At 41.9% G+C, this 12,998-nt stretch carries 15 protein-coding genes, 1 tRNA gene and 2 pseudogenes; 8 read left to right on the top strand and 10 right to left on the bottom strand.

Annotated elements, in window-relative coordinates; translation table 11 throughout:
• Positions 1–114: 114 nt before the first annotated feature.
• The 4 genes from mtnP to ACZ5NL_RS09040 form a co-directional block, all read right to left on the bottom strand.
• Entirely contained in the window at positions 115–915 is an 801-nt protein-coding gene (gene mtnP, locus ACZ5NL_RS09055; protein ID WP_464843455.1) for an S-methyl-5'-thioadenosine phosphorylase, read from the bottom strand.
• Between the two features lie 45 nt (positions 916–960).
• Entirely contained in the window at positions 961–2,001 is a 1,041-nt protein-coding gene (locus ACZ5NL_RS09050; RefSeq protein ID WP_464841968.1) for a tetratricopeptide repeat protein, read from the bottom strand.
• Positions 2,002–2,106: 105 nt separating this feature from the next.
• Positions 2,107–2,316, bottom strand: a complete 210-nt coding sequence (locus ACZ5NL_RS09045) for a hypothetical protein (protein ID WP_087037464.1) — start codon at positions 2,314–2,316, stop codon at positions 2,107–2,109.
• Between the two features lie 82 nt (positions 2,317–2,398).
• Positions 2,399–3,244 (bottom strand): damage-control phosphatase, encoded by an 846-nt coding sequence (locus ACZ5NL_RS09040; RefSeq protein WP_464841967.1) that lies wholly within the window; start codon positions 3,242–3,244, stop codon positions 2,399–2,401.
• Positions 3,245–3,310: 66 nt separating this feature from the next.
• Here ACZ5NL_RS09040 and ACZ5NL_RS09035 point away from each other — a divergent pair, with 66 nt between their 5' ends.
• The 6 genes from ACZ5NL_RS09035 (at position 3,311) to ACZ5NL_RS09010 (ending at position 8,239) form a co-directional block, all read left to right on the top strand.
• Positions 3,311–4,594, top strand: coding sequence for an MFS transporter (locus ACZ5NL_RS09035; protein WP_464843454.1), 1,284 nt, complete (start codon positions 3,311–3,313; stop codon positions 4,592–4,594).
• Between the two features lie 376 nt (positions 4,595–4,970).
• Positions 4,971–6,317, top strand: coding sequence for a signal recognition particle protein Srp54 (locus ACZ5NL_RS09030; RefSeq protein WP_464841965.1), 1,347 nt, complete (start codon positions 4,971–4,973; stop codon positions 6,315–6,317).
• Positions 6,314–6,553: an Lrp/AsnC family transcriptional regulator gene (locus ACZ5NL_RS09025; protein WP_464841963.1), complete on the top strand. Its 240-nt coding sequence runs from the start codon at positions 6,314–6,316 to the stop codon at positions 6,551–6,553. The genes ACZ5NL_RS09030 and ACZ5NL_RS09025 overlap by 4 nt, the downstream gene beginning before the upstream one ends.
• A 12-nt stretch (positions 6,554–6,565) precedes the next feature.
• Positions 6,566–7,087, top strand: a complete 522-nt coding sequence (locus ACZ5NL_RS09020) for a YkgJ family cysteine cluster protein (protein WP_464841962.1) — start codon at positions 6,566–6,568, stop codon at positions 7,085–7,087.
• Between the two features lie 65 nt (positions 7,088–7,152).
• Positions 7,153–7,866: a phosphoribosyltransferase family protein gene (locus ACZ5NL_RS09015; RefSeq protein WP_087037453.1), complete on the top strand. Its 714-nt coding sequence runs from the start codon at positions 7,153–7,155 to the stop codon at positions 7,864–7,866.
• Positions 7,867–7,894: 28 nt separating this feature from the next.
• Entirely contained in the window at positions 7,895–8,239 is a 345-nt protein-coding gene (locus tag ACZ5NL_RS09010; RefSeq protein WP_464841960.1) for a hypothetical protein, read from the top strand.
• On the opposite strand, the gene ACZ5NL_RS09005 is transcribed toward ACZ5NL_RS09010, so the two are convergent.
• Complete coding sequence (locus ACZ5NL_RS09005; protein WP_464843452.1) at positions 8,228–8,674, bottom strand: Lrp/AsnC family transcriptional regulator; 447 nt, start codon at positions 8,672–8,674, stop codon at positions 8,228–8,230. The two genes, ACZ5NL_RS09010 and ACZ5NL_RS09005, sit on opposite strands and share 12 nt — an antisense overlap.
• Positions 8,675–8,785: 111 nt before the next feature.
• Between ACZ5NL_RS09005 and ACZ5NL_RS09000 the strand changes: the two genes are divergently transcribed.
• Positions 8,786–8,863: transfer RNA gene (locus ACZ5NL_RS09000), tRNA-Arg, on the top strand.
• Positions 8,864–9,124: 261 nt separating this feature from the next.
• Entirely contained in the window at positions 9,125–9,328 is a 204-nt protein-coding gene (locus ACZ5NL_RS08995) for a MoaD/ThiS family protein (protein WP_464843451.1), read from the top strand.
• Between the two features lie 53 nt (positions 9,329–9,381).
• Here ACZ5NL_RS08995 and ACZ5NL_RS08990 read toward each other — a convergent pair whose 3' ends face one another.
• The 5 genes and pseudogenes from ACZ5NL_RS08990 to ACZ5NL_RS08970 all read right to left on the bottom strand — a co-directional run bounded on the left by ACZ5NL_RS08990 (position 9,382) and on the right by ACZ5NL_RS08970 (position 12,932).
• Positions 9,382–10,575, bottom strand: coding sequence for an aminotransferase class I/II-fold pyridoxal phosphate-dependent enzyme (locus ACZ5NL_RS08990; RefSeq protein ID WP_464841958.1), 1,194 nt, complete (start codon positions 10,573–10,575; stop codon positions 9,382–9,384).
• A gap of 231 nt (positions 10,576–10,806) precedes the next feature.
• Positions 10,807–11,538 (bottom strand): annotated as a pseudogene (gene hypD / locus ACZ5NL_RS08985) (hydrogenase formation protein HypD); the annotation flags it as partial.
• Entirely contained in the window at positions 11,537–12,238 is a 702-nt protein-coding gene (locus tag ACZ5NL_RS08980; RefSeq protein ID WP_011011522.1) for an IS6-like element ISPfu1 family transposase, read from the bottom strand. The pseudogene hypD and the gene ACZ5NL_RS08980, both read right to left, overlap by 2 nt.
• 71 nt (positions 12,239–12,309) lie before the next feature.
• Positions 12,310–12,705: pseudogene (locus ACZ5NL_RS08975) on the bottom strand (hydrogenase formation protein HypD); the annotation flags it as partial.
• 2 nt (positions 12,706–12,707) lie between these two features.
• A complete protein-coding gene (locus ACZ5NL_RS08970) occupies positions 12,708–12,932 on the bottom strand; it encodes a HypC/HybG/HupF family hydrogenase formation chaperone (protein WP_464843449.1) in 225 nt (74 codons plus the stop codon).
• Positions 12,933–12,998 lie beyond the last annotated feature (66 nt).

Here is a 12,998-nt window from a genome sequence, read left to right as displayed (position 1 = left end):
CCTTTAGGTTGATCCCTTACTCTCCAATTGCTCCAATCGGGCAAGTAATTCCTTCGATTTTGTCTTCCAAGATTAATCTTTGACACGCCCCTGGATATATTGAAAAAATAAAAATCAACCTGTAGCACCTTTTAAAGCATCCTTACATGCACATCTCCTGATTTTAGGGATGTATTCCACAGCTTTCATTAAAAGAAGCTTTATTTCTTCACTTTTTTGCTGCATAAGCTCCACTACTTCCGAGTGGGTGAGCTTGGTCTTGCTTATTCCCGCAGCATAGTTAGTTACAATAGCAACACTTGCATAGCACATCTCAAGCTCCCTTGCTAAAATTGCTTCAGGAGATTGGGTCATCCCCACAACATCAGCCCCTAGGATTTTTAATGCTCTAATCTCTGCCCTTGTTTCAAACCTAGGCCCTTCCATAGCAGCGTAAGTCCCTCTGGGATGATAGCTGAATCCTAGCTCTCTAGCCGCTTTTATTAGAGCGTCTCTAAGCTCCGGACAGTATGGATCAGTGAAATCAATGTGGGCAACGAACTTCCTTTCATGGGGAGAGTCTTCCCCATCGTAAAATGTATAAACCCTGTTTTTTGTAAAATCAATTAGCTGATCAAGTATAACAAAATCTCCCGGTTTCATGGCCTCATTTAGAGATCCCACTGCCGATGTTGCGAGTATTCTTTCAACACCAAGCTCATACAACCCCCATATGTTGGCGCGGTAGTTTATCTTATGCGGTGGAACACTGTGCTTTTCTCCGTGTCTTGCTAAAAACGCAATCTCTTCGCCCTTGTACGTTCCAATTTTTACCGTAATGTCCCCATAAGGAGTTCTAATCCTTTCTTCCCTTATGTTTTCTAGAAGCTTTGGATCGTAAACCCCAGATCCACCTATTATCGCTATCCTTACCACAGACATCACCGGAAAAAGTTGGAAGAAAAGAATTTAAAGCTAATGTCATCCCTCAGATTCTTCTTTGGCTGCAAGTCTTAGAACCTTAATCAATATCTCCGCCAAAAGTCTCGAGTTCCATTTTAGATCTCTAACGTTTTTTACGGTCTCTATGGCTTTATCCAGATCATCTTCTTTTAGGTAACCCAGAGCAATTTCTCCAAATGCTAATGAGCGCAGGTAGCTATCTTGCAGTCTATTTGCGTATGTTAATGCTTTCTCTTTTTCTCCAACCCTGGTTAAAAATGACACCACTTTTACCTGCACACTTTCATCGGGCACTTTCGCTGCAATTCTCTCTACTAACTCGATATACTCTCTCCTCGGAGACTCTATGAGAATGTCGAGCAATTTCTTTGCAGCACTTACCAATTCTTCCTCTTTTAGCAGTTCAAAGAACTTTGAAACATGTTCTGGAGAGTCAACAAGCTCTTCTATGATCTCGTTGATGAACCTTTCCCGGTTCCCCTCAACGGTGTTAAAGATATCTAGAGCATTCATGACTTCTCCGCTCTTGATGTAGTACTTTATTATCTCCGACTTTGCTATTGAGCTCCAAGGCTCTTCAAGCAGGTCTTTTGAAATTTTAATTGCTTTAGCAAGCTGACCTTCAGAGAGGTATCCCCTAATAATTGGGATAAGCATGCTATTTCTCACTCTACCGTCTTTGATTTTCATTGCATAAGAAACCGCTAAATCGTAGAGCTTGAGTTTTAATGCAGCTTCTATCATCTTTTCTAGGGCTCTATTACGGATTTTAGTTGGCATGCGTTCAACCAGTTCAAGAACCCTATTAAAAACTCTTGCAGCGGCGGCTTTGTTTGTTTCTCCCAGATACGTGGCAATCTGGATGAGCAAAAAAGCGAGCTCGGCTGCATCTTCAATTTCTTCTGCAGTTTCTAGTGCTTTTCTAAAGGCATCCCTGTACTTTTCGTTGCCCATCCGAAAAAGTTCAACCCCAATATTAGCATAGGTGAGTGCCCTAATTTTCGGGTCTGCTATTATACCGACGAGATCGAAAATATCGTTAATTGTACTCTCTTTCATTGTTCATCATCATAAAAAATTGGATAAAGAAATATTTAACCATTTTGACATTTTTGTTTTATGCCTATAAAACAAAAGTCGGAAAGAAATTCGTCAAAAAACGAATTAACTGAGTTCATCATAAACTACACTGACAACTTCACCATCGTCCAATGAGACAAAGCTCACTTTTATCTTTTTGCCAGTTTTGGGATCTACTACAACAAAATCAGGCTTCTTAAGGTATTCACTTGATGGAACACGCCAGACATCGTCGTAATGAAGTTTTAATTCCTTCATAAACTTTTTTAAATCCTTTTTAATCATCGTCGGCATAGGTATCACCACTATATTATACAACTTTAAAGTATAAAAGCCTTTCTAATCGATGCTTGTCAATAATAATATCGTCAAATGTCTATATACACAGCATGCTCCCTTGAGGCACTCCCAATTCCCTCGCCACGGGGCGACATTTAGCCTTTAAAAGATAAAAAACACGCTTATCGTCAATTTCGCTAAGAGTTTCAAAGTTTCCCTGCCCTTTTGCTATAATGACGTCAGCTTTTTCGAAAATTTCTTTGAATTCGTCAGAAACTTCCTCAAAAGGAACTCCTACCATTCCAGAACCTGTCGAGATCACTTTCCCGATTTTGTTTAATCCAGCTTTTATTAAATCATCTACAGTGGCATCGTTTATTATTGGAGTTTCTTTTCCAACAATGTAAATATCCAAATGAGGGAAGTTTTCTCGAACCTTTTTCAAGAAGAGCCTATCAAAGTATATCTCGCCACAGTTATCGGTAAGGTACAATAAAACTTCAGCATTTTCAAGCTTTTTGAATAGCTCTTCAGAGCGGTCTATGTATAGATCCTCTTTAACCAGTTTCACCACGTCCTCCCCAATCTTTTCTGGAGAGTAACCAACAGCAAAATCAATCACATTGCCCACTATTGCAAGCTTCAACGCGGTTTTAAGGTCAACCTTTATAACCTTCTCAATCTCATTCAAAATCCTCTCCGCTAACTTATTGGAGGACTCTTTGTAGTCTTTAAACGGATCATCAACTCCAAGGAATGCGTAGAGATTAAAGAATATCTTGCTGGACACTATCGCAGGTATTGAGTCTTCCTCAAGCTTTCCCATAAGTTTTGCGCTAAGAACAGCGGCTTTCTTTCTTTTTGCCAGGTCTTCTGTACTCATCTCAATTATCCTCTGGCACTGATTTGCGATACATGTGAAACATTCATAGTGGATCTTCATGTCAATCCTATTAAAATTTGCAATAGATTTAAAAAGCATTAACCGAACATTTGTTCGGTGATGGTCATGGAGGTAATAGACAAGGCAAGATTCGGAAGGTTTCACTACATCCTTCTGGCCATCCTTGGAACGGTATGGGCATTCATAGCAATAAACACTCTCTCCGTGAGCTTTGTCATTCCCCTCCTAACCAAAGAACCGGCGTTTCAGGGGAGTCTGAGCAAACTTGGAGCAATGGGATCTGCAGCATTATGGGGGATGCTCTTCGGTGCATGGCTTTTCGGGACAGTTGCAGATTATATAGGGAGAAAAAACGCCTTAACATTAGCAGTTTCGCTTTTTGGATTGGGAAGCATCACAAGTAGCTTTGCTAATAGCTTAAATCAGCTTATAACACTTAGGTTTATAGTTGGGCTTGGTTTGGGGGGAGCTTTGCCCGTTGCGAGTTCCTACTTTGCCGAGTTCATGCCCTCAAAAATTAGAGGAGCCATGATATCTATCTTGGAAAGCTTCTGGGCCGTTGGTACGATAATAATAGGAATAGTCGCAATCCTCTTAAAAGCCAGTTGGAGAAGCATACTCTTATTTGGGGGAAGTGTACTGCTGTTGCTTCCAGTAATACTCTGGCTTCCAGAGTCCCCGAGATTTCTAGCTCTCAAAGGAAAAACAAAAGAAGCTGAAAAGGTCATAGAAAGGATAATCGGAAGAAAAGCAGATATTAAAGTACAAGAAGGCAAACAAGCAAAGATAACAATAATAGAGCTCTGGAAAAAGTACAGCAAAATAACCTTAATGCTTTCAATTGCGTGGTTCAGCATAGCCTTTGCTTATTACGGATTCTTCATATGGCTTCCAAGGTTCCTAGCAGCAACTTTGAAGATAACTGTCTTTAAGAGCTTCCAGTACTTTATAATAACTGCCGTAGCCCAGCTACCGGGATACTGGAGTGCAGCTTATCTTCTCGAAAGGATAGGGAGGAAGAAAACGCTCTCCACATATTTACTGCTCTCCGGCTTGGCTGGAGTCATGTTTTACCACTACGCAAGTTCAGGAAACGTTTACATGATACTCACAAGTGCCGTACTCTTCAGCTTTTTCAATCTCGGAGCTTGGGGGGCTATATATGCCTACACTCCCGAACTTTATCCAACAGAGGTTAGGGGAACTGGAACAGGATGGGCAGGGGCGATGGCAAGAATTGGAGGAGGGCTAGCTCCAATATTGGCAGGGAGAATAATGGAAACCTCAACCGTTGGAGTGGCTGTGCTTGTAATCGCCGTGATCTCAATTATAGGGGCCCTGGACGTTCTTGCCCTTGGAAAAGAAACTAAAGGGGCGGAATTAGTATAAACCTTCAAGGAATGCAAGCTCCTCAACTACAGGCCTTCTTTTTCTTTTTTCAAGCTCTCTCATATAGAGGTAATCATAAAGCTTTGATATCATCTCCATTTCTCCCACCTCCCTTCTTTTTTGAGTTCTCACTCGAATATAATTAGATTAATTTCGTTTAAAAACATTTTCAGCTCTTTTTTAGCTATGAATGAGCGGAATAATGCAAAACTCTCGGAAAAACAGCTGAATGATCGTGTTCAAAGTTTAATGTACATGCATGAACAGCTGAAATAACTCTCCGAGTGTTTCTTTTTCAAAATAGACACATCAGTACAAAGGCCAGAGAGCTAAGGATTATAAACCTAAGGACAGCTTTACATATGGTGGAGGAAAAATGGTATTAGACAAGCTCGGTCAGTCACTCAACAACGCCTTAAGAAAACTTGCGCGTGCCAGTGCAGTTGATGAGGCCCTTGTGAGAGAGGTAGTTAGAGACATTCAGAGGGCCTTACTTACGAGTGATGTTAACGTTCGTCTAGTTCTTGATCTTACCAAGAAAATTGAGAAGAGGGCTTTAGAAGAAAAGCCACCAGCTGGAGTCTCCAAAAAGGAGCACATAATTAAGATAGTCTATGAGGAACTGACTAATTTTTTAGGGAAAGAGGCAAAGCCCATAGAGATAAAAGAAAAGCCCGCTGTTCTCTTAACGGTTGGTATCCAAGGATCAGGAAAAACCACAAGCGTGGCAAAGCTCGCAAGATATTTCCAAAAACATGGGTACAAAGTCGGCTTGGTATGTTCGGACACCTGGCGTCCAGGTGCTTATTTCCAGTTAAAACAGCTGGTAGAGCCGTATGGAATTGAGGTTTTTGGAGATCCTGAAGAAAAAAATGCAGTAAAGCTTGCTAAAGAGGGTGTAGAGTACTTCAAAAAGAAGGGCGTAGATGTTATAATAGTGGACTCAGCAGGAAGACACAAGGAGGAGAAAGGCCTCATAGAAGAGATGAAGCAAATAAGCGAAGCGATAAATCCTCACGAGGTTATTCTCGTAATCGACGGAACAATTGGACAGCAGGCGTATAATCAGGCATTGGCTTTTAAGGAGGCAACTCCTATAGGATCGATAATTGTAACCAAACTAGACGGCTCAGCCAAAGGTGGAGGGGCTCTTTCTGCTGTTGTAGCGACTGGAGCTCCAATAAAGTTCATTGGTGTTGGTGAGAAAATAGACGATTTAGAGCCCTTTGACCCAAAGCGCTTTGTTTCGAGGCTCTTAGGACTGGGAGATATTCAGGGGTTGCTGGAGAAGTTCGAGGAGCTTAGCAAAGAGACTGAATTCAAAGAGGAGGATGTTGAAAAGTTCTTAAGAGGGAAGTTTAATCTCAAAGACATGTATGCCCAGCTAGAAGCTATGAGAAAAATGGGACCACTCCAGCAGATACTAAAGATGATCCCCGGAATGGGCTATTCTATCCCCGATGAGGTAATTAAGGTAAGTGAAGAAAGACTGAAAAAATTTAAGGTCATTATGGACTCTATGACCGAGGAAGAGCTCGAAAATCCTGAGATAATAAACTACTCAAGAATTAAGAGAATAGCAAGAGGCTCTGGCACGACCACAAAAGATGTAAAAGAACTGCTCAACCAGTATAAACAGATGAAAAAATTCTTTAAGGGTATGGACAAAAGAAAATTGGCTAAGATGGCCAAGAAGTTTAACTTTGGAGGGTTGGGCATATGATGGAGGCATTTATTTTAATTATTGTAAAGCCCGGAAATGAAGACGTGGTATATGAAAAGCTGAAGGACGTCCCCCAAGTGAAGGAGATATACAAAGTCTATGGAGAATACGACATAATTATACGAGTTGAAATTGAGAGCATTAAAGAGTTAGACAGCTTCCATGACGAGATTTTAAGGAAAATAAGGGAAATCGAGATGACCGAAACACTAATAGCAAGCTCTTACGGGAGCTGAGGTGATAAAAAGGTGAGGAAGAGGTGGGTAGCGACAATAAATTTAGAAACACTGCAAATTAAAAGTGATCCCTCTTTTAAATTTAAATGCCTTCAGTGTGCTAACTGTTGCATAAACCTTGAGATACCCCTCAGAGATGAGGATATAACAAGAATAGAGGATTTGGGATTTAACGCGTGGGAGTTCGTGGATTATGAGAAAATGTTCTACAGGGGAGATAAGTTTTTGGGATACGGACTTAAGAAGAGACCGTTTGACGATGGCTGTGTTTTCCTTGGGGAAAATGGAAAGTGCAAGATTTATCCCAAACGGCCATTGGCATGCAGGCTTTACCCCTTTATTCTAATCAAGCATGAACTCGTTATCGAGGTGTACGTAAAGGAAGATCCATTCTGTAAGGGGGTTAATCATCCAGATGGAGAGCATATAGATTTAGATTTTGTCATGCGATATTTTGGTGAGGTAATTTCGGAATACCGGCAAAAAATGGGAATCTCCAATCACCAGAATAAACCAGCAAATCTTATAATTTGAGCATAAACCGAAACCTATTTATACATTTTCTTGTCAATATTATCCCACCAGCAGGAGGTGGGAGCTTGAGTCAGATAGAGGCAGTTAAAGAGAAACTCCGTGTCATCAGGATTTTAAGGCTCTTAAAAAAGAGCTATACATATGAAGAACTCTCAAGGATCACTGGACTTCCAATAACGGTGCTCAACAGATACGTGAGGGGAAAAGTCCTTCCAAGCACGCAGCGTGCCAAAGAGCTAATAAAGGTTCTCTCCCCATACGTAAACCTTGAAGAGGAGGTTAAGAAGAGAATAGTTTTTGATAAACATGGATTGTTTGATAACTTGAAAATTCTCAGCGATACAGACCTAATGAGCCTTATTGCTGAGAGCGTTGCCTCAAGGTACATGGAGATGGACATAGACAAAATACTAACGGCGGCTACGGATGGAATCCCTCTGGCAATTCACATTGGAAACGAACTTGGGGTAGATGTCGTCTACGCAAAGAAGAAGAAAGAAGTTGGAGTGGAAAAGTTTTACGAGGTAAATTATGTCTCAAGCTCTTCAGGAAGCGTTATGACGCTGTACCTCCCTTCTTGGGCAATTAAAAAGGGAGAGAGAGTTTTAATAGTTGACGATGTTGTGAGGAGTGGAGAAACCCAAAGGGCTCTCATAGAGATGTGCAAGCAGGCAAATGCAACACCTGCAGGAATGTTCTTCCTTATAAGTGCCGGCAATGCAATAGACAGGATAAAAGAGGAATACAACATCCCCGTGGACGTTATGGTAAAGCTTTGACTTTTATTATTTATTTGGAGGACTTAATATGGAAAATTTGGAGAATGAAGACAGGTTTATGATATACAATGTGGCTGGAAAGAGCATAATGGTGGAGGCAAAGCTCGGGGAGGAGTTTGACTTTATCTGCAATGAGAAGGAATGTGGAGAGAGATTGGAGCTGCATGGCGTTATAAAGGTTGTACCCCCTCAAGAATATCGAAAAGTTCTAAAGGCAACGCTAAACGAAAATGAGGAGTTTCAGGTTATAGAAACTCTAAATCCAATTCCACTAATATTTGAAGGCACGGTGAACGGAGAAAAAGTAAAGTTGCCCGCTGAAACTGTGCAAAACTTGGCGAGGAGATTTGTGAGGAACTTCCTAGACCTCTAGCGTTAAATCTTCCTTTACTATGTCCATTGCAACATGAGTGTAAGTCTTTTCCACCCCATCTATCCTCAAAAGCTTCTTGACAAACTTGTTCATATCCTCTCTTCCCTTGAATTTTGCGATGACTATTATGTCGTATTCCCCCGTAACATCGTAAACACAAGCAACATGAGGATCTTTGGCTATTTCCCTCTCAATCTCAATTATCCTCTTTCCCTGAGCCTTAACTCCAATTATAGCCGTAAGGTCATAGCCAAGTTTAGCGTAATCTAATTTTGGAGCAAACCCTCGGATAATCCCCTCTTCTTCAAGCTTCTTTATTCTGTTATACACCGTTCCCACAGCAACTCCCACTTTTTTCGCTATCTCCCTATAGGACAATCGGGCATCTTCCTGAAGAATAGAGATTATTTTTCTGTCCAGCTCATCCACCATCAGCCACACCAGAGAAAGTTTTGAAGGGAAGTTTAAATACCCTTTGATTTCTATTAAACTATTTTGTTTAACAAAAGATTTATAAGCCAGTGAGAGAGGATAGGAAACGGGAGTGGACCGGTAGCCTAGCCAGGATAGGGCATCGGCCTCCTAAGCCGAGGGTCCGGGGTTCAAATCCCCGCCGGTCCGCCATAAATTTGCTCTGTTCTGGAACTTTCTGATGCTATTATCCAAGGACTCTTATTGAAATTACAAAAACTGTTGAAAGTGCTGTTCTCAGAAAAGAAAAAAGGTTATAAGGTGCATATAGAGTTTGTCTCAGGTGTGATGGCCTTCATCACCCTTCAGTGCCGGGCCTCGACCATCATCGACGTTTATATATCCTTCAGAAACTTAAAGAGTTTTTTCGACAAAGTTAAAAACCTATGTAGGAATTCCTTTCCGGTGGTGATTATGATCAAGGTGAGAGTGATCGGAAGAAAAATCGAGAGAGAGCTGGAGTATCAGAAAGGTATGAAGGTTAAAGACGTCCTCAAGGCTGTCGGATTTAACACAGAAAGCGCCATAGCCAAGGTAAACGGAAAGGTAGCTTTAGAAGACGATCCCATTAAGGATAACGATTACGTCGAAGTCATCCCAGTCGTATCTGGAGGGTGAGTTTGGTTTAATTTCTTCCAAATCTTGAAAAGCACAAAATAATAAAAGGGGAATCAGCCAAGCCTCTCCTTCATAAACTTCTCCAAATTGTCCATGGCCTCCTCTAACACTGGAATAGGAGCTAGGAATATCGAACGGAAGTGCATTTCTCCGCCTTCTCCAAACCCTGAACCGTGAACAAAGAGCACATGGGCGTTGTGGAGAACATCAAGGACGAATTCTTTATCATTCTTCCATGGCCCTTCTTCAATCTTGGGGAAGATGTAGAATGCTCCTTGGGGCTTCTGGGTGCTTATTCCCGGCATTTCGTTAAGCCTCTCATAAATGTAATCCCTTCTCTCCTTCAGCTTTGCCATATATTCTTCGAGATAATCCATTGGTCCTCTAAGGCCAGCTATTGCTGCTTTTTGAGCTGGAGTATTTGGACAGAGCCTTATCCTTGCGAGCTTTCCTATTGCTTCCCTAACCTCAGCAAGCTTGTTCTCTGGATCCACGAAGTACATATAACCCAATCTCCACCCAGTTGCAAAGTAAACCTTTGAGAGGCCGTTCATAACTATTACAGGCACATCTTTAGTCAATGAACCTGGAGAAACGTGCTTTCCTTCATAGGTCATCATATCGTAGATCTCATCACTTATAATGGGCAGGTCATACTCCCCAGCAAGGTCTATTATCTCTTGAAGGGTTTTCTTTTCATAAAGAGCTCCAGTTGGATTATTTGGATTTATAACGGCTATCGCTTTTGTCTTTTCGGTTATCTTTTTTCTCATGTCATCTACATCCGGCTGCCACCCCTCTTCTTCAATAGTTCTGTAAGCCTTAGGGATGCCTCCATAAAACTTCACAAGCCCAACGTATGGTGGATAGCTCGGCCCGGGGATTAGTATCTCTTCCCCCCCATCGATAAGGGCTCCAAAAATGAACTGTAAAGCTTCTGTAACAGCCGCTGTAACTTGAACATCTTCTGGAGTGATATCCACACCATTCTTTTTCTTTTCCCTCTCCACAATGGCCTCTCTAAGCTCTCTATCTCCCTCGCTGTCTCCATAATAGTTGTGACCTTCCATTATTGCTTCACAATACGCTTTTCTCATGTGCTCCGGTGGCTGAAAGTCAAACTTCACAGGATCACCGATGTTGAGCTTGATGATTTTTACCCCTTGCTTTTCAAGCTCCCTTGCAGGCAGAACAACATCTCTAATAGCATATTCGATGCTCATAGCCCGTTTTGATGCCTTAATCATGGACAACACCTCCAAATATTTCATGATATTGTTGTTTTACAACCATAAAAATTTTCCTATGTTTTGAGGATAGCTTTAAAAACGAAGGAGCATAGGTATTTCAGGCGATGACGATTAGCAAGCATGCTGAGGAGTGATGACGTGAACACCCTCTGAGCCTCTGTGCTTCTTTTAAACCCCAGAAAGGTCGTTGTAGAATATCCTGCCGCAAATATAAAGAAAAACAACAGCTCAAAAGAGCGCCCCGTATTTGTAAAATATCTGGCACGTTCCTTCATAAGAAACCATACACGGACCGACGGGGTTCCTTGGAGTGCACTTCTTTCCAAAGAGCGGGCATTGAGTAGGCAGAGCCAACCCTCTAAGCACAGCCCCACATATGCATCCCTTCTCCAAATCTGGCAGCTCTGGAGGCTTTACCTTGTAAAAGGTTCTTATCTCATAGTCTTTGTATTCGTTTTTGAGCTCTAACCCGCTCTTCGGAATAACTCCAAGAGCCCTCCACTTTGCATCAACAACATCAAAGAGAGCTTCTATCGTCCTTTGAGCCTCAACGTTTCCCTCGTATTTCACAACTCTTGTGTACTGGTTCTCTATTTTTGCTTCCCCTTTTCTTATAATTCTCAGGAGCATGAATATACCCATGAGAAAATCAACCGGCTCAAAACCCGCCACTACCTGAGGAACGCCATATTCTTTTGTTATATACTCCCAGCCCTTTACTCCTATTATTGTTGAAACATGTCCCGGATCAATTAAACCATCAAAAACCGTCCCCTGCTTAATCAATGCCTCAACGGCAGGAGGAGTTAGACGATGAACTGAATAAATTTTAAAGTTCTCTATCCCCTTCTCTATAACCTCCTTCAGTATGCCTGCGGCAGGGGCAGTTGTGGTTTCAAATCCCGGAGAGAAGTGAACTACCGTCTTGTCCTTCTCTTTGAGTGCTATTTTGATACTGTTAGGATAACTGGGGCATCACCTCCTGAAGCCATTCAGTAACATCACCAGGCGGATCACCAAAACTAGAATGAATTCTGACAAAATTATACCAGAAGGCAAACAGAAAAACAAACCTATGAACCCTCCTCCAGTCTTTACCCCTGAAATTATTCCAGAAACGCTTCGTCCTCTCCTTCAACGTCCTAAACCAGCGCTCAACACTGTTCCTCGGCCCGAAAGTCACATGCAGATAACCCAACCTCAAACTCTTAAAAGCAGACTTATACCAGCTCGCCCTGTCAACCAGAAAGACAGGCTGCCCTTCACACGACTTTAAAACAACCAGAATGAAATCCCTGGCAACCCACCAGTTTCTAACAGTCGTAATCCAGACTGCTAAAACTTCCTTGCTCTCAACGTCAATTGCAGCCCAGAGGTATCTTTTCTTCCCGTTGATTTTTATTACTGTTTCGTCAACTGCGATGAAGTTTCGCTGTTTTTTGACTGCGAGGATTTTTGGCTTGTAAACTGCTTCTGCGAGTTTTTGGACTGCCTCCCAGACTGTTACGTGACTGATTTTGAGTATTCTGGCGGTTTGCCGGTAACTGAGGCCTCGCAGGTATAATTCTACTCCCCTGATTTTCTTTTCTGGTGGGATTTTGTTGCGACGAAAGGGTTTTAAGGCTGAAACCACCCAGTAAATAATGGTTTCAGACTTCATGTTCCCCCTTCTTTTTCTAAAGTACTGCCAGTAACTTAAACCTGACACCCCACAGCTTATCCTAACAGTATCGCTATTTTATAAGAATCGTAAATTGAATAAACAACTCTAACATCAAATCCCTCGCTCTTCAGGTCGGCAAAGCTCCCTACCGCGGTAGGGATTTTATACATGTCTCCAAACGTAGTTAGAATAATCTCTTCCCCTTCTTCTTTTGCTTTGCGCATTATTTCCATCATTGCTGCAATGTCCTCGGCTGGAGTTATACAAACAGGACACCCGGGACCGCTCATGACTTTAACGTTTTCCGGAAGGAGAGATCTTATTCCACTTCGCGTTACTGTGTCTTCATGGGTGCCGCAGACGTGCATTAGCTTTACTTCTCTACCTATTTTCTCTGCCTCCCGTTTTATTCCCTGGAGAATTTTTTGAGCTAGCTCCCTGTCCTGAAAAATCGAAAGCTCCATGTTCACTCCTCCACAAGGTTCATGACTTCTTCCCAAGCCTTTAAACTCTCAAGTGCTGCCTTTTCGTCCAATTTTTCAATAGCAAATCCTGTGTGAACTATAACGTAATCACCAACTTTAACGTCCTTCACAAAGTCTATGCGAGCTTCTCTCCTAACTCCACCAAAATCGACTATCGCAACGTTATCCTTAATTTCAACTACTCTAGCAGGTATAGCCAAACACATTTTCCCCACCTAATCAAAACTACAGAAGGGAGTTTTTAATTCTTTTTTAAACCATAGGTTGTTCAC

It is taken from the genome of Thermococcus aegaeus, from assembly GCF_055393685.1.
Note: the sequence above shows the minus strand (reverse complement) of the source record. Positions and strands in the feature narration are given on the sequence as shown.

Coding starts and splice junctions, on each gene's coding strand:
- ACZ5NL_RS09050 (WP_464841968.1), bottom strand. CDS start 2,001: ATGAAAGAGAGTACAATTAACGATATTTTCGATCTCGTCGGTATAATA.
- ACZ5NL_RS09045 (WP_087037464.1), bottom strand. CDS start 2,316: ATGCCGACGATGATTAAAAAGGATTTAAAAAAGTTTATGAAGGAATTA.
- ACZ5NL_RS09040 (WP_464841967.1), bottom strand. CDS start 3,244: ATGAAGATCCACTATGAATGTTTCACATGTATCGCAAATCAGTGCCAG.
- ACZ5NL_RS09035 (WP_464843454.1), top strand. CDS start 3,311: ATGGAGGTAATAGACAAGGCAAGATTCGGAAGGTTTCACTACATCCTT.
- ACZ5NL_RS09030 (WP_464841965.1), top strand. CDS start 4,971: ATGGTATTAGACAAGCTCGGTCAGTCACTCAACAACGCCTTAAGAAAA.
- ACZ5NL_RS09025 (WP_464841963.1), top strand. CDS start 6,314: ATGATGGAGGCATTTATTTTAATTATTGTAAAGCCCGGAAATGAAGAC.
- ACZ5NL_RS09010 (WP_464841960.1), top strand. CDS start 7,895: ATGGAAAATTTGGAGAATGAAGACAGGTTTATGATATACAATGTGGCT.
- ACZ5NL_RS08995 (WP_464843451.1), top strand. CDS start 9,125: ATGATCAAGGTGAGAGTGATCGGAAGAAAAATCGAGAGAGAGCTGGAG.
- ACZ5NL_RS08990 (WP_464841958.1), bottom strand. CDS start 10,575: ATGATTAAGGCATCAAAACGGGCTATGAGCATCGAATATGCTATTAGA.
- ACZ5NL_RS08980 (WP_011011522.1), bottom strand. CDS start 12,238: ATGAAGTCTGAAACCATTATTTACTGGGTGGTTTCAGCCTTAAAACCC.
- ACZ5NL_RS08970 (WP_464843449.1), bottom strand. CDS start 12,932: ATGTGTTTGGCTATACCTGCTAGAGTAGTTGAAATTAAGGATAACGTT.